The organism is Streptomyces sp. NP-1717, from assembly GCF_022695985.1.
Classification (GTDB): Bacteria; Actinomycetota; Actinomycetes; order Streptomycetales; family Streptomycetaceae; genus Streptomyces.
Genome location: NZ_JAAPBF010000023.1, coordinates 11751 through 30379, shown reverse-complemented (window position 1 = coordinate 30379; position 18629 = coordinate 11751). Strand labels below are relative to the sequence as shown.

Genomic DNA, 18629 nt, shown 5'->3' with positions numbered 1-18629 from the left:
GCGCACGGATCGCGCGAAGGCCGGTCACAGGGGTCCGAAGCGGTAGCCGAAGCCTCGAAGCGTCTGGATGTAGCGGGGGCTGCCGGGCTCCTCCTCGATCTTGTTGCGCAGGCGCCGGACGCATGCGTCGACCAGCCGGGCGTCGCCGTGGTAGCTGTGCTCCCACACGTGTTCCAGCAGTTGCTGTCTGCTGAACACCTGCTCCGGCGCGGCGGTCAGATGAAGGAGCAGACGCAGTTCGGAGGGGGCGAGCGCGAGGTGCTGTCCGGACTTGGTGACGGTGAGTCCCGCGCGGTCGACGGCGAGTTCACCGTGGTGCTCGACGGCGGGGCGTCCGTTGCCGGGCTCGTCGATCCGGCGCAGTACGGCACGGATCCGCGCCTCGATCACCTCGGTGCGGGCGGGTTTGACGATGTAGTCGTCGGCGCCCGCCTCCAGGCCCACGACGACATCGAAGTCGTCGCCGCGCGCGGTGAGCATGATGATCGGCAACTGGCTGTTCTCGCGCACCCGGCGGCAGACCTGGACGCCGTTGACTCCGGGCAGCATGAGGTCCAGCAGGAGCAGATCGGGGCGGAACTCGTCGAGGGCGGCGAGGCCGGCCTCGCCGGTGGCGGCGGTCCGTACCTCGTGCCCCCGGCGGCGCAGGCCGAGTTCGACCCCTTCGCGTACGGCGGGGTCGTCTTCTATGAGGAGCACGCGTGGCATAGGCGGTCTGTCCCAGGGGTGTTCTCAGCGCCGGGCCGGGCGCTTGGTGAGGCGGCGGGTGAGGCCGGAGAGGAGTTCGTCGAGTTCGGTCAGCCGGAGCGGGCGGGCGAGGAGTGCGAAGACGAGGCCGACCACCGCGGTGCCGGCGGCGCAGGCGGCGACGGCGCCGACCGGCATCGTACGCGCGGCGGCGAGATGGCCGAGGGCCGCGGCCGGCACGGCGGCGACGAGCAGCCGGGCGTGCGCGCCGACGGCGGCGGACCGCCACAGCCGGGCGCGGGCCGCCGGGGCGCGGTGCCGGCCGGGCGTCGGCACGGGCGCGGGCTCGGGTGCCGGTGCGGGCGCGGGTGCCGGTGCGGGTGCCGTTGCGGACCGGGCCTCGGGCGACGATCCGGCACCGTGCCCCAGCCGTCGGTGCAGGACCAGCGCCGTCACCACCCACCCCGCCAGCAGCGCCACCGAGTACGCCCCCGCCATCCCGGTCACCGCCCACCGCGCCGGCAGCAGCGCGAACGCGGCCAGCGAAAGTCCCGCGTTGAGCCCGGCGATCACCAGGTTGAGAAGAAACGGGGTGCGGGTGTCGGAGAGCGCGTAGAAGGCGCGGGACAGGATGTACTGCCCGGAGAAGGCGACGAGCCCGGGGGCGAACGCCATCAGGATCCCGGCCATCGTCGCGATGTCGCGCGCGTCGGTCCTGCCGTACTGGAACACGACCGCCATCAGCGGCTGCGCGAGCGCCAGCAGGAGACACGCGGCCGGCACGATGGCCGCCGCGCTGCCGCGCAGGGCGTACGAGACGTCGCGCCGTATCCCGTCCGGGTCGCCGTCGGCCGCCGCCCGGCTCATCCTCGGCATCAGGGCGGTGACCAGGGAGACGGTGACGATGCCGTGCGGTACGGCCCACAGCAGATAGGCGTTGTTGTACGCGCTGAAGCCGGCGCCGCCGTCGATGCCCTGCGCCGCCGCCCGCGCGCCGGCGAGTGTCGCGAGCCGGGTCACCACCCAGTACGCGGCCTGGTTGGTGAGCACGAGCAGCACGAGCCACCCCGCGGCGCGCAGCGGCCTGGTCAGACCGCTGCCGCGCCAGTCGAAGCGGGGCCGCCAGCGGAACCGGGCGGCGCGCAGCGCGGGCAGGAGAGCCAACGCCTGGACGGCGATGCCCGCCGTGGTGCCCCAGCCGAGGAGGGCCGTCTCGCCGCTCGTGAGCTCCCCGCCGTCGCCCGTCGCCAGATACAGGCCGAACACCGCGATGACGACGACGTTGTTGAGGACGGGCGTCCACATCATGGAGCCGAACCGGCCCCGGGCGTTTAGCACTTGGCCGAGCAGGGTGAAGACGCCGAGGAAGAAGATCTGCGGCAGGCAGTAGCGGGCGAACGCGACGGTCATCGTGGCCTGTTCACCGCTGTAGCCGGTGTACGCGTCGACGATCGCGGGCGCCGCCCACACGGCGCAGGCGGTGATCGCCAGCAGCGCGATGACGCAGACGGTGAGGAGCCGGTCGGTGTACGCGGCGCCGTCGTCCTCGTGTTCCTTGGCCGCGCGGACCAGTTCGGGTACGAAGACGGCGTTCAGGGCGCCGCCGATGAGCAGCATGTAGACGATCGTGGGGACGGAGTTGGCCACGGCGTAGCCGTCGGCGGTCAGCCCGACGCCCAGCGCGGCGGCGACCACGGCCGACCGTACGAAACCGGCGGCGCGCGACACCACGGAGCCCGCCGCCATGATCACGCCGCTCCGGGCGACGGACGGTTCGCCGGGTGTCGTACGCGTGGCGGGCGGGTCCGGCTCGCCACGCGGCGGGGGCGATGCCGGCGGCCCGGCGACGGACGTCGTACTCATCGGCGGGCCAGATACGCCTGGAAGGCGCGGTACAGCGTGTGATTGGTGGTCCCGGCCAACGGTCTCTCCCACTCCCCCAGTGTCTCGACGACCTGCCCGCCGGTGCCGAGCTTCCAGCGCAGCAGCCCGAAGGAGCGGTCCGCCGGATCGAGTGTGGAGGGTACCCCGCGCATGTCGTACACGTCCGCGCCCGCCGCGTGGGCGTCGAGCATCATCCGCCACTGAAGGGCGTTGGAGGGCCGGACCTCCCGCCGGTGGTCGGCGGACGCCCCGGTCTGGTACCAGACCCGGCGCCCCACGGTGATCATGGTGTGCGCGGCGAGTATCTCCCCCTCGAAGCAGGCGAGATAGAGCTTCATCCGGCCGGGCTCCTCGGCGTTGAGCGCGGCGTACTGCCGCTCGTAGTACGCCGCCGAACGGCCGAGCCGGAAGCCGTCGCGCTGCTCGGTGACGCACAGCAACCGGTAGAAGTCGGGGAGTTCGGCCGCGCTGCCCACGACCACCTCGACGCCGGCCTTGCGGGCGCGGCGCACGTTGCGCCGCCACTCCTGGTTGAGCCCGGACCACAGGTCGTCGACGGTGCGGCCGGCGAGCGGCACCTGGAAGACGTGGCGGGGCTGCGCGTCCCCGCCGTCCCCCGTGTCGTCGCCGCAGCGCCGCCAGCCCCGGGCGCGCAGGCGCTCGGCGACGGCGGTGCCGAGGGGGTCGACCTCGCAGTCGAGGACGTCGGCGAGCCGCATGCCGGTGCCGGTCCGTGACTTGAGCGGGCCGGGGTGCCAGCGGCGGTGCGCGGGCGTGGGGCCGATCCGTACGGCGAAGGCGCCGGCGCCCTTGAGATACCGGAGCAGCGGCGTGAGCCAGCCGTCGACGTCCGGATCGGCCCAGTCGGCGACGGGTCCCTCGGGCAGGTACGCGAAGTACCTTCTCGTGCCCGGGAACTGACGCAGCAGAACCAGGGCCACGCCCGTCAGCCCCCCGGCTGCGGGTGCGGGTCCCCAGCCCAGCAGCAGTGGCCGCCAGCCGTCTTTCACCCGCGCCCACGAGGGGCACTGGAGGAAGCCGGGGCCCAGTGCCTCTCCCGTACGGGAGGCGAGGAACGCGCGGTACGCGTGGGCGGTGACCGGTTCCAGCCGTATGTCCCGACTGTCCTGTCTCTGCCCGGTCCGGCCTGCCGTCACAAGGAGTGCTGACACAGTGTGAGCCTCTCTTCCACCCCGGCCTGTTCGCGGGGACGACGAGGATGCTCACAGCCGCCCGTGACCGCTCCGCGCGCCGAATGTGACGGGACGACGACCGTTTTCCATCAGTGCCCGTCACATTGGCCGCACGCCTCTCACCTGCGTGTTTCGCGTGCTTAGAGTCGCGCTGTCCCCTTGCTCCCGCCGTCTGACGGAGGTTTTCCGTTGCGCCACTCGTCCCTGCGTCACTCATCCCTGCGCCACCCGTCCGCGCGCCTCGTGATCGCGCCCGTCGTCCTTGTCTCACTGGCCGTAACACTCACCGCCTGTTCGTCCACCGCCTCGGGCGGGACCGCGGAGGGCAAGCGCCCGGTGGACGACAAGGCCACTCGGGCCGCCGCGAAGCCGGCGACCGTCACCGTGACCCCGAGCGGGAAGGGCGCCGGGGCGGGCCGCCCGGTCGAGGTCACCGCACACGGCGGCACGCTCACGTCCGTCACGGTCACCGACGACCGGGGCCGGACCCTCAAGGGCTCGATGACGTCGAAGGGCACGGTCTGGGTCTCGGACCGCAAGGCGGTGCCCGGCGCCTCGTACACGGTCACGGCGGCGACGCGGGCGAAGGACGGCAGGGCGGGGCGAGCCGAGGCCGCGTTCAGCACCGCCGACGCCGGCAAGGTCAACAAGACGGACTGGCGCCCCGGCGCGGGCGCCACGGTCGGCGTCGCGCAGCCGATCTCGCTCGTCTTCGACAACCCCGTCGCCGACAAGGCGGCCGTGGAGCGCCAGTTGAAGGTCACCACCTCCAACGACACCGAGGGGTCGTGGGGTTGGGTCCGCGACTGGTCGGGGCGGGACCGGGTCGACTGGCGGCCGAAGACGTACTGGCGTCCCGGCACGAAGGTCACGCTGCGCGCCGAGCTGAACGGCACGGACTCCGGCGGCGGTGGCGGCTGGTTCGTACGGGACTACTCGACCACCTTCACCGTCGGCGCCCGCCAGGTGGTCGAGGTCGACCTGGACAAGCACCGCCTCACGCTGGAGCGCGACGGCGAGACCGTCCGGAAGATCCCGGTCTCCGGCGGCACCCCCGGCGGGGACAAGCGGTCCTGGCGCGGCACGGCGGTGCTGATGGCCAAGGAGGGCACGATCAACATGAACTCCGAGACGGTGGGCCTCGGTGACGCCTACGACAAGATGGTCGACCACTCGATGCGGCTGACCTGGTCCGGCATGTACGCGCACGCGGCGCCGTGGAACGCGAAGTACCTGGGCGTCGCCAACCGGAGTTCCGGCTGTATCGGGATGAGCGACGCCGACGCCGCCTGGTTCTACCGGCAGGTGCGGGTGGGCGACCCGTTCGAGATCAAGGGCGCCGACACCAAGGGCACGGTCGAGCCGGGGAACGGCTTCGGGGCCTGGAATCTGTCGTGGCCGCAGTGGCGGGAGCGCAGCGCGCTGGACTGATCGCGCGGCCGGTATGGGGGCGGTCGGTGTACGCGTGGTCGGTGTACGCGTGGTCGGTGTACGCGTGGTCGGTGTACGCGTGGTCGGTGTACTGGGCAGCGTTCTTTGTTCTCGATGGACCGGACCTGCGTTCACCCGGCGTTCGGTTTGCCCTCCGAGACTCTGCGGTTGGCACCCCCCGCGCCGGAAGTTGAACGAAAGGCTTCAACCGTGAAGGACAAGAACACCGAAGACCCCGAGCGCTCCGCACTCTCACGACGCCGCCTCGTCAAGTTCGCGGGCGTCGGCGCGACCCTCGCCGCGGCGGCGCCGCTGGTCGGCGCCGGCGTCGCCTCCGGCACCGAGGACGACCGCCGGAAGCCGGGCGGCTCCCGCAGACGCGCCTGGCGCGCCGGTGACCACCACGTGCACTCGGAGTACAGCGGCTCGTTCGACACGACGAAGAACCCGCCCGTGTTCAAGAAGGGCGACGACGCGGTCTACCCGATCGTCACCAACGCGATCATGGCGAAGAACTTCGGTCTCAGCTGGGCGATGTGCACGGACCATGGCGGTCCGACGCACTCGAAGGTCAACCTGGAGCAGGCCTACCCCGACCTGCTGCGCTCGCGGGTCCTCGTACCCGAGGTACTCCAGTTCTGGGGCATGGAGTTCGACGCCCCGGCGCTGGACCACCACACGCTGATGATCCCGCACCACGCGGACGAGGCGCGGCAGCTGTTCGAGCTGGAGCAGCGCTTCGCCAAGCACGACGCCTTCCCCGCCGACCCCGGCCGCGACACCGAGGCCAAGATGGTGGAGTTCCTGAAGGCGGCGAAGGACATGCGCCGCAAGCCGCTGGTGATCGCCCACCACGCCTCCCGTTCGGCGCCCGGCCTGGGTGTCTACGGTCAGGACACGCCGCGCGAGTTCCGTAACGGCAACGACGCCGCACCCGACATCTACGTCGGCTTCGAGGGCGCACCCGGCCACCAGGCGGGCCCGCTGAACGGCGGCGCGCGCGGCGGGTACGGCAACTACCCGACGCACGGCGGCTTCGACCAGATGACCGCGCGGGTCGGCGGCCTGTGGGACGCGCTGCTCGGCGAGGGCCGGCGCTGGTGGATCACCGCGACGTCCGACTCGCACGTGCACTGGACGCGCGGCGGCTCCGACTTCTGGCCGGGCGAGTACAGCAAGACGCATGTGCTGGCGCGGCAGGACTACGCCGACATCATGGACGGTCTGCGCAACGGCCGGATCTGGGTCGGCACCGGCGACCTCATCCGGACTCTGGACGTGACCGCGAGCAACCGCGGCGACGTGGCGTCCGTGGGCGAGACGATCACGGTCACCAACCGGGGCCGTACGGATGTCGAGATCGAGATCCGCTTCCGCCCGCTGGACGGCAAGAACGCCAACGGCGACCGCCCCGAGGTGCGTCGCGTCGACCTGATCACCGGCAGAATCACCGGTAAGAGCGACGACCGCGACTCCGACACCAACCCCACCACGAAGGTGGTGGCACGGTTCGGCAAGCGCGACTGGCGCAAGCAGGGCGACGAGTACGTCATCAAGCACACCCTGCGCGATGTGGACGGCGACCTCTACGCCCGGGTCCGCGGCACCAGCACGGACGAGGCCGAGCCGCTCGCGGACGGCCTCGAAAGCCCGTGGGACGACCTGTGGTTCTACTCGAACCCGGTCTTCGTCAAGGTCCGTTAGCCGGTAGGTGGGCCGGCCGCCGGTTCACCGGGGTCGTCTCCCACGGATTTCCCTTCTCACCGCACAGACGCGGCGACCGGGTCCGAGTCGGGTCCGCCCTCACAGGGCAGCGGACGTGACTCGGACCCGGCCAGCCGTCTCCAGCAGCGCCGGGCCGTGGCGACCGGTTCGGCCGGAGCGGTGTGTACGGGTTGCACCTTCCGTAGCGGCATGTGGTCCGGTGGACTTACGTTTCGATGCCTTGAGGAAAGGTCCCTGCTCGTGCATTCGTCTTTCATGCCACCCCGCCAGGTCAAGATCGGTGACGCGGCGGCCTTCGTCGGCATAACGCCACGGGCGATTCGCCATTACCACGAGATCGGCCTGCTCCCCGAGCCTGAGCGGGGCGGCGATGACCGCCGGCGCTACCGGTACGAGGACATGATCCGCTTGCTGTGGATCCGCAAGACGGCCGACGCCGGGATCGCCCTTGACGACATCCGTGACGCCTTTTCCACCGGCCCGGCTGCCGCCGGTGCGGACAGCGGAGAAGGTATCGCGGGCGTCCTGGAGCGGCTGGAAAACACCCTCGCCGAGCAGGAGGCGGAGTTGCGGCGGCAACGGACCGCCGTGCAGCGGATGCGCACCGAAGGCAGCCGGATGGGCCTGCTCTCCGACTTCGTCACCGAACGCCTCAAGAGCCTTCCCGAGGGCTCCCTGCGTCAGGATGACCTGGACACCCTGCTGGTCACCGAGCGGATCTTCGGCCCGCTCGGCGCGGCCGTTCAGGCCAGCCGTTTCATCGCCCTGGCCACGCATCCCGCTCTGCGGGAGGAGTCCGACCGCATCGATGACGCCGAGAAGGCACTCGACGACAGCGTCGCCGTCGACGATCCACGGGTGCCTCAGGTGGCCGGCGAGCGGCACGCCTTCGAAAACGCCCTGCATGCCGTCATCGAGGAGTCCGGCCTGGACAAGGACGAGGATGCCCTCTTCGACGCCTGGGACATTCTGTACCCGACTGCCGCCGATGACGGCGAGGGCGAGGCCGGCCCCGGCTCCGGCAGGCGGGAGACCGGCTCCATGAGCGTGCACGAAGCCATCGGCAAGATGCCCTACGACTTCTCCCCGGCCCGCCTGCGCTGTATGGAGCTGGCGGTAGAACTGTCGACCCAGGACCCACCCGCTTAGCTGCGGGGGCTCGGCGACGACGGCCGTCGAGCCCCCGTCGGCCTCAGTGGAAGACCCGCTCCACGAACGCGTCCAGGTTGCCGCGCAGGCGCTCGATCCGCTGCTCGACCGTGAGGGACTCCTCCATGCGCCCGCCCGGTGGTACCGCCTTCCTGCCCCGTACGTACAACGAGCAGTCCAGGTCGGCGCAGACGTAGAGGCCCACCGAGTTGCCTTCGCGGCCGGCCTTGCCCGCCTTGGGGGCGGTCGTGAGGGAGACGCCGCTGCTGGGATGCGTGGTCAGGCACAGCGAGCACAGGCTGCGGCGCAGGAAGCCGCGGTTGCCGGAAACGGAGCGCAGGGACAGGCCGACGAGTTCACCGGCGCGTTCGACGACGAGATACCTGCGATCGGGCGCGGACAGATCGGACCAGCCCAGGAAGTCCAGGTCGTCCCAGTGGTCGAGGTCCGCCAGGTTCTTGGGCAGGGGGAGGCGTTTGGCCTCGCCCTTCGAGCAGTTGACGAACGAGGTACGGATGTCGTGCTCGGTCAGGGGTTTCACGGAGCTTCCTTCGAGGGGTAAGTGGACGGTTTCGGAGCACGGCCCCGGCTCGCCAGGCCGGCGCGTCGTTTCCGGCGTGCTTCGGCGTCCTGGACGCCCGCGACAGTGCCGAGGGCGCCAGGACCGCCGCGAACGCGCCTTGCAGCGCCCGCGCCGCCCAGCGCGGAGGCCGCGGCGAACCCCGCCAGGCCGATGACGAAGAGTCGCGTCGGGAACCTCGCGGTCCGGGGAACGGTCGGTGGCCGTGGAGGGGCGGACGGGAGGGATTCACGTCCGGGACGCACGCGCCCCCGCGGCCCCCGCGGCGACGAACCGCGCGGGCCAGCACATCTCGTGACGCGGCATCTCAGGAAGATGCCGGGGACAAGAAGCGAGAAGGGGGAAGAGTTACCGCGCGCCGCGGAGGAGGGAGGGCACACGGCCGGAGGCAACTATGGCCGCAACGCATTCGGCACGGTCCATGTCTCTCGCCTCCTTCCGGGCAGGGCACGCGGTGCGTGTCGACGCCGAGCGCGCCGAGCGGGGCGGCAGAGAACCTGCCGCGCGAAATCCCGGACAGGTTATCCCATCGACGCCACCGCGCGACGGGGCAGTTCCTCCGAACCCGGCCTCCGTCAAGGTCGGTCAGTCGGTCAGTCGGTCAGTCCGTCAGTCGGCCGATGTCGGCGACAGGTCCGGGCCGCGCGTCAACGCGTGGAGGCGCAGGGCCAGTTGGATCTCCAGGGTGCGGGACGGGGAGTTCCAGTCCGGGCCGAGGAGCCGGCCGACCCGTTCGAGGCGCTGCACGACCGTGTTCACGTGGACGTGCAGCACCGTCTTGGTCCGGGTGAGGCTCGCGCCCTCGGCGAAGTACGCGTCGAGCGTGCCCACGAGATCGGTGCCGCGTTCTGCGTCGTAGTCGAGTACGGCGCCGAGCGTGGCGCGTACGTAGCCGCCGAGGTCCGCCCGCTCGCCGAGGAGTACGCCGACGAAGCCGAGGTCGTCGGTGGCGCCGCCGTGCCCGGTGTGGCCGAGGACGCGCAGGGCGGACAGACAGCGGCACGCCTCGGCGTGGGCGGTGGGAAGTCCGGCGGGGCCGGCGGCCGGGCCCGCGGCGCCGACGGTGACCGGGGAACCGAGGGCCTGGCCGAGTTCGGCGGCGAGCTTGCGCGCGCTGGGGCCGGGCGTGTCGGTGGGTGCGACCAGCACCACGTGGCCCTGGTGGAGTCCGGCCAGACCGTTGCCTGCCTGGGCGCTCCTGGCGGCGACGGCCAGCAGGCGGTGCCGGTCGGTGGTCTCGCTGTCCGCGACGAAGACACAGTGCCGGCGGGCCAGGTCGACCCCCAGCCGCCGGGCCCGCGCCGACAGGGCGCCCGGATCGCCGGAGCCGATGAGCAGGTCGCCGAGCAGTTCGCCGCGTACCCGGTCCTCCGCCTCGGCGACCGAGCGGCGCAGCAGCAGGAGCAGCGCCGTGACGACCGCGGCGCGTTCGAACAGGAGCCGGTCGACGTCCGCGAGGTCGGCGCGCCCGGTGAGGGCGATGCTGCCGAGGAGTTCCGGTCCGGCGAGGACCGCGCAGACCCAGGTGCCGTCCAGGGGGACCGCCCGGCCGCTCGCCCTGGACGAGGCGACCGCCGGGGTGAGCGGCGCGAGTGATTCGGCGCGGGCGCGGGCGAGTTCGGCGCCGTCCGCGTCGTGGATGAGGATCCCGCCGTCGAGGATGTCGGCGATGGCGGCGGCGACATCGTCGGCTCCGCCGCCGCGCAGCACGAGGTCGGTGAGCTGGTCGTGCGCCTCCTCGGCGCGGCGCATCTGCCCGCTGTGCGTCCGGATCGTCTCCGAGGCCGAGTTGAGGTCGACGAGCGCGGCCCGCGTCTCCTCCAGCAGGCGCGCGCCGTCGATGGCGATGGCGGCGTGGTCGGCGAGCGAGGAGAGCAGCGCGACCTCTTCGGCGGCGAACTCGCGGGGCGCCCGGTCCGCCGCGTACAGCACCCCGATGATCCGCGCGCCGACGCGCAGCGGTACGCCGAGGATCGCGCGCAGGCCCTCGTCGAGTACGGCGCTGTCGATGGTGGTGGTGTGGTTGAAGCGGGTGTCGCGCTGGTAGTCGCCGGTGGCGTACGGGCGGGCGGTCTGCGCGACGAGTCCGCCGAGGCCCTCGCCCATCCCGAGCCGTACCTGCTGGAACGCGGCGGCCACCGACCCGTCGGTGACACGCATATAGGTGTCGCCGGCGACTTCGTCGTTGAGGGACAGATAGGTGACGTCGGTGCCGAGCAGCAGCTTGGCCCGGTGGACGATGGCGCGCAGCACGGCGTCCAGGTCACGGAGCGCGGCCAGGTCGCTGGCGGTGTCGAAGAGCGCGGTGAGCTGCGCCTCGCGGCGCCGGTGCTGGCTCACGGTCCGCCGGATGCGCAGGGCGACGTCGGTGGCGTCGTTGATCGCGGCCAGTTCACCGCCCCGCACGCCGGCCTCGCGGGCTTCGGCGGCGGGACGGGCGAACTCCTCCGCGGGCGCGCCCCGCGCCAGCAGATCGAGGAGCCGGCGCAGGGCAGCCACGGAGTGCCGGGTGCCTGGAGCTGTCACGTCGGCGAGCATACGGTGATCACCTCCAGGCGGGCACGGGTGCGGCGGTGGGGATACGGCCCGGGTGCGGGCCGCGGGTCAGCCGCCGAGCCGGGCCGAGTCCTTGGCGTCGCTCCCGGTACGGCTCGCCGGTGAGCCCTTCGCGGGGTCGGCGCCCCCGTTCACGGCGGGCGCCGGAACGGAGCCGACCAGCCCGTCCTTGGACAAGTCGCGGCCCCTGGTCTCCTTGGCGATCCACACGGTCACGACGGTGACGAGCGCGGCGGCGCTGAGGTAGATGGACACCGGCACGGACGAGTCGTAGTCCTTGAGCAGTTCGACCGCGATGAGCGGGGCGAGCGCGCCGCCGATGATCGAGGCGAGCTGGGAGCCCATGGAGGCGCCGGAGTAGCGGACCTTCGTGTCGAACATCTCGGAGATGAAGGCCGCCTGCGGCCCGTACATCGCGCCGTGGAACAGCAGACCCACCGTGACCGCGACGGCGATGACCGGGAACGACTCGGTGTCCAGCAGGGCGAAGAAGGCGAACGCCCAGCCGACCATGCCGATCGCGCCGATCTGGGTGACCGGGCGGCGGCCGAGCCGGTCGGAGAGGGCGCCCCACAGCGGGATGGTGACGAAGTGCACCGCCGAGCCGATGAGGACCGCGTTGAGGGCGTCGCTCTTGGGCAGTTCGAGGTGGACGGTGACGTAGACGAGCACGAAGGCGGTGAGGATGTAGTACGAGACGTTCTCGCCGAACCGGGTGCCGATCGCGACCAGCACCTCACGCCAGCTCTTGCGGAACACCTGGACGACGGGTGCGGCCTCCTTGACCTCCACGACCGCGCCCTTGGTCGCCCCGGCCGCCCTCGCCGCCTCGTCGGCCGCCTTGCGCTGCGCCTCCAGGAAGACCGGCGACTCCTCGACCGAGATCCGTATCCAGAGACCGATGACGACCAGCACACCGGAGAGCAGGAACGGGATGCGCCAGCCCCACGCGAGGAACGCCTCGTCGGACTGGACTGCGGCGAGCAGCGCCAGTACACCGGTGGCCAGCAGGTTGCCGCCGGGCGCGCCCGCCTGCGGCCAGGAGGCCCAGAAGCCACGCCTCTTGTCGCCGCCGTGCTCGGAGACGATCAGGATCGCGCCGCCCCACTCCCCGCCGAGCGCGAAGCCCTGGACGAGCCGCAGCACGGTGAGCAGGATCGGCGCACCGACACCGATGGTCGCGTGGGTGGGCAGCAGGCCCATCGCGAAGGTGGCGCCGCCCATCAGCAGGAGGCTGAACACCAGGAGCTTCTTGCGGCCGATCTTGTCCCCGTAGTGGCCGAAGACGATGCCGCCGAGGGGGCGGGCGGCGAAGCCTACGGCGTAGGTGAGGAAGGCGAGCAGCGTACCGACGAGCGGGTCGCTGCTGGGGAAGAACAGCTTGTTGAAGACCAGCGCGGCGGCGGAGCCGGGGCGGGAGCGGAATGCCTGTCGGTGGGAGGGCGCCGGGTGGATCAGGCGGCGCCCCACCCGCCGTCGACGGGGAGGGAGGAGCCGGTGATGTAGCCGGTGTCGGGGCCGCAGAGCCATACGCAGACCGCCGCCACCTCCTCCGGCTCGATCAGCCGCTTGATCGCGGAGCGGTCCAGCAGTACGTCGCTGACGACTTCGTCCGGGGGGATCCCGTGGGCCGCGGCCTGGGCGGCGATCTGCCCTTCCACGAGCGGGGTCCGTACGTAGCCGGGGTTGACGCAGTTGCTGGTGACCCCGTGCCGAGCGCCTTCCAGAGCGGCCACCTTGCTCAGCCCTTCCAGGCCGTGCTTGGCCGCGACATAGGCGGACTTGAAGGGGCTGGCGCGCAGTCCGTGCATGCTGGAGATGTTGACGACCCGGCCCCAGCCGCCCGCGTACATGTGCGGCAGACAGTGCCGCATCAGCAGGAACGGGGCCGTGAGCATCACCTTCTGCATCAGCTCGAACCTGTCGGGCGGGAAGTCCTCGATGGCCGAGACGTGTTGCAGTCCGGCGTTGTTGACGAGGATGTCCACATCGGCGGGGAGCCGGTCGATCGCGCCTGTGTCGGCGAGGTCCACGGCGTGGCTCACGCCTCCCGTGGCGGCGGCGACGGCCTTGGCGGTGTCGGCGTCGCGGTCGACGACGTGGACCAGTGCGCCGGCTTCGGCCAGCGCCTCGGCGCAGGCCCGTCCGATGCCGCTGCCACCACCGGTTACCAGGGCGGTGCGACCCTTGAGCGCCCTTCCCCCCGCGCTCGGCGCGGAGGGATCGGGGCCTGCGTGACTTGGGCTCTTCATGGCCGGAACGGTAGAGACACCTGGACCGACATCCCATGTGACGGTTCACCACAGTGGATGCCGGTCGGGTGGTGCCGTACACCACAGGGCGCGCCAGGAGCGGTGCGCTGTCACGCTGTGTGACTCTCCTGGCCCGCCCGGTCATCCTCCGCTCACCCGCGGAGCGGGCACCGGGTGAGCAGCGTGGCCGGATCCGCCCCGTCGGGCAGCGGCACCGTACGGCTCGGCGGCGGGCGCCTGTCGTCGTCCAGCCAGCGCTCCAGCGCGGTGACGGCGGAGCGGTGACACGGCACCAGCGGGCGGAGCCGGTCGGGGAAGGTGTCGAAGAGCGAGTCGACGTGGGTGCCGCCCTCGACCCGGTAGTAGCGGTGCAGCGCGCCCCTGCCCTCCTGGCGCACCATCCGCGCGTACGTGTCCGAGGTCTTGGAGATCGGCAGCAGTACGTCGAGCGTGCCGTGGAAGCTGATCAGCGGTTTGCCGATCCGGCCGGTCAGGGCGATCTTTCCGACGGCGTCGCGGACGGCGGCAGGCCGGGACCCGTAGTCGTAGTCGGCGTCGCAGGCGGGCGTTCCCGGGGCGCAGAAGGGTGTCCCGGCCTCGGCCGTCCCGTCGTACCCGGGGTCCAGTTCCTCACGGTAGATGCGCTGGGTGAGGTCCCAGTAGTACTGGTAGTGGTACGGCCAGAGGAATTCGGAGCCCGCCGGGAATCCGGCCTTCACGATCTGCCGGTGCGCGGCGCCGGCTCCCCCGCCGCCGGCCGCGTAGGCGGGGTAGGCGCGGAGGGTGGGTGGCAGGAAGGTGAGCGGGTTCGGGTCCTTCTTACGCCAGAGGGTGCCCTCCCAGTCGACGCCCCCGTCGTACAGCTCGGGGTGGTTCTCCAGCTGCCACCGCACGAGGTAGCCGCCGTTGGACATGCCCATCGCGAGGGTGCGGGTCACGGGCCGCCGGTAGCGCTGGTCGGCCACCTCGCGGGCCGCGCGGGTGAGTTGGGTGACCCGGCGGTTCCATTCGGCGAGGGCGTCGCCGGGGGCGGAGCCGTCGCGGTGGAAGGCGGCGCCGGTGTTGCCCTTGTCGGTGGCGGCGAAGGCGTAACCGCGGGCGAGTACCCAGTCGCCGAAGGCCCGGTCGTTGGCGTACTGCTTGCGGACACCGGGTGATCCGGCGATCACCAGGCCGCCGTTCCAGCGGTCGGGCAGCCGGATCACGAACTGGGAGTCGTGGTTCCAGCCGTGACTGGTGTTGGTGGTGGAGGAGTCGGGGAAGTAGCCGTCGATCTGGATGCCCGGCACGCCGCTCGGGGTGGCCAGGTCCTTCGGGGTGAGTCCCGCCCAGTCGGCCTCGTCGGTGTGGCCGGACGCGACGGTCCCGGCGGTCGTCAACTCGTCGAGGCAGGCGGCCTCCTGGTGTTCGGCGCCGGGGACGGTGATCGCGTTCATCCCGGCGCAGTGGCCCGGCCGGGCGCTGCCGGTGCCGGCGGCGGAGGCCGGGGCGGCCGGGGCCGCGCCGGTCACCATCAGGGCCGCCGCGGCGAGGCAGGTGGCGCGCAGCCACCGGGCCCGCACCACGCCGACGGGGCCGCCCGGCGGGGTGTTCCGTGGGTCTTTCCGTAGGACTTTCCGTGGGACAAGTGGCATGGGCCATCACTCCGTTGCGAGGACACGACACGCGGCAATGTGCGGGGCTGCGGGACGCTACCCACCCGTCAGGGGCAGCGAGCGTCGGCGAGGACGTAGTAACCGGTCGGGGACTCCTTCAACGTGCGGATGACGAACGTGTTGTTGAGGCCCATGTTCTGGTTCGAACCCTTGGCGTACACGTAGCCGCCGCTGGTGGTCGCCCGCCCGGCGCGCACGTGCTCGTAGTTGCTCGCCGTCCAACAGGCCGCCGCCGTACCGCTCGTGCCCGCCGTGACCTGCGCCGAGCGCGCGCCTTCGGCTCCGGCCGCGTCGCGGGCCGCGACGCTGTACGTGTGGGTGGTCCCGGCGCTCAGACCACTGTCGGTGTACTGGGGGTCGGTCGGCTGGGCCACGCGCGTACCGCCCCGGTAGACGGCGTAGCCGCTCGCGCCCGTCACCGGTTCCCAGGCCAGGGAGACGGCGGAAGCGGTCGTGCCCGTGGCCCGCAGGCCCGTGGGCGCGGGCAGTTGGCCGGGCCCCGGCGCGGACGTGTCGAGTCCGAAGAAGCGGGTCACCCAGTAGCTGGAGCAGATGGAGTCGATGAAGTGCGCGGTGCCGGTCGCCCCGCACTGCTCGGCGCCGGTGCCGGGGTCGACCGGCGTGCCGTGTCCGATGTTCGGGACCCGGTTGACCTCCACGGCGACGGTGCCGTCACCGGCCAGATACTCGTCCCGGCGCGTGTTGTTGGCGCCGACGGTCGAGCTGCGGTCCGGCGTCTGGTCCAGGCCGTGGACCTGGGTCCACTGGTCGCGCAGTTCGTCGGCGTTCCTCGGCACGACGGTGGGGTCGTTGTCGCCCTGCCACACGGACACCCGCGGCCACGGACCCTGGTGACCGGGATGGGCGTTGCGTACGCGCTGCGCCCAGTCCTGGGGCGTACGGTCCACGCCGGGGCTCATGCAGGTGAACGCCGACAGGACGTCCGTGGCGCACTCGTACGGCAGTCCGGCCATCACCGCGCCCGCCTTGAAGACGTCGGGGTACGCGGCGAGCATGACCGCCGTCATGCCGCCGCCGGCCGACAGCCCGGTGACATTGACCCGCCCCGCGTCGGCTCCGTAGGCGGAGACCGCGTGGGCGACCATCTGCCGGATGGACGCGGCCTCGCCCTGGCCTCGACGGATGTCCCCGGTCTGGAACCAGTTGAAGCACTTGTTCGCGTTGTTGACGGACGTCGTCTCGGCGAGGACCAGCAGGAAGCCCTGGCGGTCGGCGAAGGTCGTCAGGCCCGAGTTGTCGGCGTAGATCTGGGCGGACTGGGTGCAGCCGTGCAGCGCGACCACCACGGGCGCGTTCGCCGGCAGGGACGAGGGCCGGTAGACGTACATGTTCAGGGCGCCCGGGTTGGCACCGAAACTCGTCACCCGCTCAAGGGCGACGGCCGCGCGCGCCTCGGGCGCGGGCGGGAGCAGCGCGATGCCGGTCGCCAGGGCGAGGGCGGCGGCGACGCGTCCGAAGACACGGCGCAGCCGCCCTCGCCGGGTGGGGGGCGGTGTGGTGGGTCGGTTCGGCTCGTACGGCGGTGTGTGAGACAACGTGACCTCCAGTGGGGTGCGGTCACAGTAGGGAGCCTCCCGCCCGCCCCGGAATGTGTCGGCGCTCCACAACCCGGCCCCCACAAGGGCGTCACCACCTGTTGCGGGAAGCGTGCCGCGCTGCTAGGCCGTGTTTCGAAAGTAGCGCCGTCAGCCCGTAGGGCGGGGCTCGCGGCGTCTGGTGCGTGCGATCGCAAGGCGGAGGATCGTGCTTGTGGATGGACCGGCCGTACTTGGACGACTCCGACAACGCGGCGAGCGTGCGTGCCAGGCGCCGCGAGCCAGGCGGGACTTTCGAAACACGGCCTAGACGCCCACCGGCGACGCGACCGTCAGCTCCGCCCCCGTGGCAGCCCGTACCTGGTCCACCGTCACCTCCGGTGCCAGCTCACGCAGCAGCAGGCCGTCCGGTGTGACGTCCAGGACGGCGAGGTCGGTGATCACCCGGTTCACGACCGCGGAGCCGGTGAGCGGCAGGGTGCACTCCGTCAGGAGTTTCGGCGATCCGTCCCTCGCCGTGTGTTCCATGAGCACGATCACTTGCCGGGCTCCGTGCACCAGGTCCATCGCACCGCCCATCCCCTTGACCATCTTCCCGGGGATCACCCAGTTCGCGAGATCGCCGGACGCCGAGACCTGCATGGCGCCCAGCACGGCGACGTCGATGTGCCCGCCGCGGATCATCGCGAAGGACAGCGCGGAGTCGAAGTACGAGGCGCCCGGCAGGGTCGTCACCGTCTCCTTGCCCGCGTTGACGAGATCGGGGTCCACCTCGTTCTCGTACGGGTACGGGCCCGTGCCCAGGATGCCGTTCTCCGACTGGAGGACGACCTCGACGCCGTCGGGCAGATGCTCCGGAATCAGGGTCGGCAGTCCGATGCCGAGGTTGACGTACGCGCCGTCGCGCAGTTCGCGGGCCGCTCGGGCGGCCATCTCCTCACGTGTCAGAGCCATGTCCCACCGTCCCTTCCTGACGTGCGCGCACCGTGCGCCGCTCGACGCGCTTCTCGGCGGCCGGGTCCCCGGCCCGTACGGGAACGACCCGCTGGACGAAGACGCCGGGCAGATGGATCTGGTCGGGGCCGAGTTCGCCCGGTTCGACGAGTTCCTCCACCTCGGCGACGGTGACACGTCCGGCCATGGCCACCAGCGGGTTGAAGTTGCGGGCGGACGCGTGGAACCGGAGATTGCCGTGCCGGTCCCCCACCGCCGCCCTGACCAGGGCGAAGTCCGTGGTGACTGCCTCTTCGAGGAGATAGTCGCGCCCGCCGAAGGCGCGGGTCTCGCGGGGCGGCGAGGCGACGGCGACGGAGCCGTCGGGGCCGTGGCGCCACGCCAGTCCGCCGTCCGCGATCGCGGTTCCCACGCCCGCCGGTGTGTAGAACGCGGGGATGCCCGACCCGCCCGCGCGCAGCCGCTCGGCGAGGGTCCCCTGCGGTACGAGCTCCACCTCCAGCTCACCACTGAGGTACTGGCGCGCGAACTCCTTGTTCTCGCCCACGTAGGAGCTGGTCATCCGGGAGATCAGCCCGCGCCGCAGCAGCAGGCCGAGACCCCCGTCGTCCACTCCGCAGTTGTTGGACACCACCCGCAACTCGCCGGTCCCGCGCGCCAGGAGCGCGTCGATCAGCACCCCGGGGACACCGCACAGCCCGAAGCCGCCCACCCCCAGCGACGCCCCGCGCCCGATGTCCGCGATCGCGTCCGCCGCGCGGGCGACCACCTTGTCCACACTCATCCGAAGCCTTCCGTCGACTCCGCCCGAGACTAGGAAGCGTCTGCCGTACGCGGCCATGGCGACGGACCACACAACTGTGCGGGTTCTCATGGCGTTTCGCCCGCCCCGTCGACAGGTACATATCCCAAGGTCACCGCCCTGGACCCGGACCGTTCCGGACCGTGGACGCGTGGTGCGGTGCGAGACCGAGGTGATCGACGACATGTTCGGATCCAGCGGTACG

At 71.8% G+C, this 18629-nt stretch carries 14 protein-coding genes; 3 read left to right on the top strand and 11 right to left on the bottom strand.

The genetic code is table 11. The features are described 5' to 3' along the window. Positions 1-24: 24 nt before the first annotated feature. The 3 genes from GXP76_RS07735 to GXP76_RS07725 all read right to left on the bottom strand — a co-directional run bounded on the left by GXP76_RS07735 (position 25) and on the right by GXP76_RS07725 (position 3743). Positions 25-708: a response regulator transcription factor gene (locus tag GXP76_RS07735; RefSeq protein ID WP_242570679.1), complete on the bottom strand. Its 684-nt coding sequence runs from the start codon at positions 706-708 to the stop codon at positions 25-27. 24 nt (positions 709-732) lie between these two features. Continuing rightward, on the bottom strand, positions 733-2433 hold the full coding sequence (murJ, locus tag GXP76_RS07730) for a murein biosynthesis integral membrane protein MurJ (protein WP_242570713.1): 1701 nt from the start codon (positions 2431-2433) through the stop codon (positions 733-735). 113 nt (positions 2434-2546) lie between these two features. Then, a complete protein-coding gene (locus GXP76_RS07725) occupies positions 2547-3743 on the bottom strand; it encodes a peptidoglycan bridge formation glycyltransferase FemA/FemB family protein (protein ID WP_242570678.1) in 1197 nt (398 codons plus the stop codon). Between the two features lie 240 nt (positions 3744-3983). Between GXP76_RS07725 and GXP76_RS07720 the strand changes: the two genes are divergently transcribed. The 3 genes from GXP76_RS07720 to GXP76_RS07710 all read left to right on the top strand — a co-directional run bounded on the left by GXP76_RS07720 (position 3984) and on the right by GXP76_RS07710 (position 8069). After that, a complete protein-coding gene (locus GXP76_RS07720; RefSeq protein ID WP_374360139.1) occupies positions 3984-5195 on the top strand; it encodes an Ig-like domain-containing protein in 1212 nt (403 codons plus the stop codon). Between the two features lie 210 nt (positions 5196-5405). After that, the gene (locus GXP76_RS07715) at positions 5406-6899 is read left to right on the top strand and encodes a phosphoesterase (RefSeq protein ID WP_242570677.1); all 1494 of its coding nucleotides are present in this window, start codon (positions 5406-5408) and stop codon (positions 6897-6899) included. A 261-nt stretch (positions 6900-7160) separates the two neighbouring features. Then, the gene (locus GXP76_RS07710; protein ID WP_242570711.1) at positions 7161-8069 is read left to right on the top strand and encodes a MerR family transcriptional regulator; all 909 of its coding nucleotides are present in this window, start codon (positions 7161-7163) and stop codon (positions 8067-8069) included. Between the two features lie 43 nt (positions 8070-8112). Here the strand turns inward: GXP76_RS07710 and GXP76_RS07705 are convergent, their stop codons facing one another. The 8 genes from GXP76_RS07705 to GXP76_RS07670 form a co-directional block, all read right to left on the bottom strand. After that, positions 8113-8610, bottom strand: coding sequence for an FBP domain-containing protein (locus GXP76_RS07705; RefSeq protein ID WP_242570676.1), 498 nt, complete (start codon positions 8608-8610; stop codon positions 8113-8115). Between the two features lie 648 nt (positions 8611-9258). Further along, positions 9259-11187 (bottom strand): GAF domain-containing protein, encoded by a 1929-nt coding sequence (locus GXP76_RS07700; RefSeq protein ID WP_242570675.1) that lies wholly within the window; start codon positions 11185-11187, stop codon positions 9259-9261. Between the two features lie 66 nt (positions 11188-11253). Continuing rightward, positions 11254-12675: an MFS transporter gene (locus GXP76_RS07695; protein WP_242570674.1), complete on the bottom strand. Its 1422-nt coding sequence runs from the start codon at positions 12673-12675 to the stop codon at positions 11254-11256. Beyond that, positions 12660-13457, bottom strand: a complete 798-nt coding sequence (locus GXP76_RS07690) for a 3-hydroxybutyrate dehydrogenase (RefSeq protein WP_242570673.1) — start codon at positions 13455-13457, stop codon at positions 12660-12662. Before GXP76_RS07690 ends, GXP76_RS07695 begins: the two co-directional genes overlap by 16 nt. A 152-nt stretch (positions 13458-13609) precedes the next feature. Beyond that, positions 13610-15091: a 3-hydroxybutyrate oligomer hydrolase family protein gene (locus tag GXP76_RS07685; protein ID WP_308354105.1), complete on the bottom strand. Its 1482-nt coding sequence runs from the start codon at positions 15089-15091 to the stop codon at positions 13610-13612. A gap of 68 nt (positions 15092-15159) precedes the next feature. Then, the gene (locus tag GXP76_RS07680) at positions 15160-16461 is read right to left on the bottom strand and encodes a PHB depolymerase family esterase (RefSeq protein WP_374360136.1); all 1302 of its coding nucleotides are present in this window, start codon (positions 16459-16461) and stop codon (positions 15160-15162) included. Positions 16462-16974: 513 nt separating this feature from the next. Beyond that, a complete protein-coding gene (locus tag GXP76_RS07675; protein ID WP_242570672.1) occupies positions 16975-17622 on the bottom strand; it encodes a CoA transferase subunit B in 648 nt (215 codons plus the stop codon). Beyond that, positions 17606-18406 carry a CoA transferase subunit A gene (locus GXP76_RS07670; RefSeq protein WP_242570671.1) on the bottom strand — a complete coding sequence of 267 codons (801 nt, stop codon included), beginning with the start codon at positions 18404-18406 and terminating at the stop codon, positions 17606-17608. The genes GXP76_RS07675 and GXP76_RS07670 overlap by 17 nt, the downstream gene beginning before the upstream one ends. Between the last annotated feature and the right edge of the window lie 223 nt (positions 18407-18629).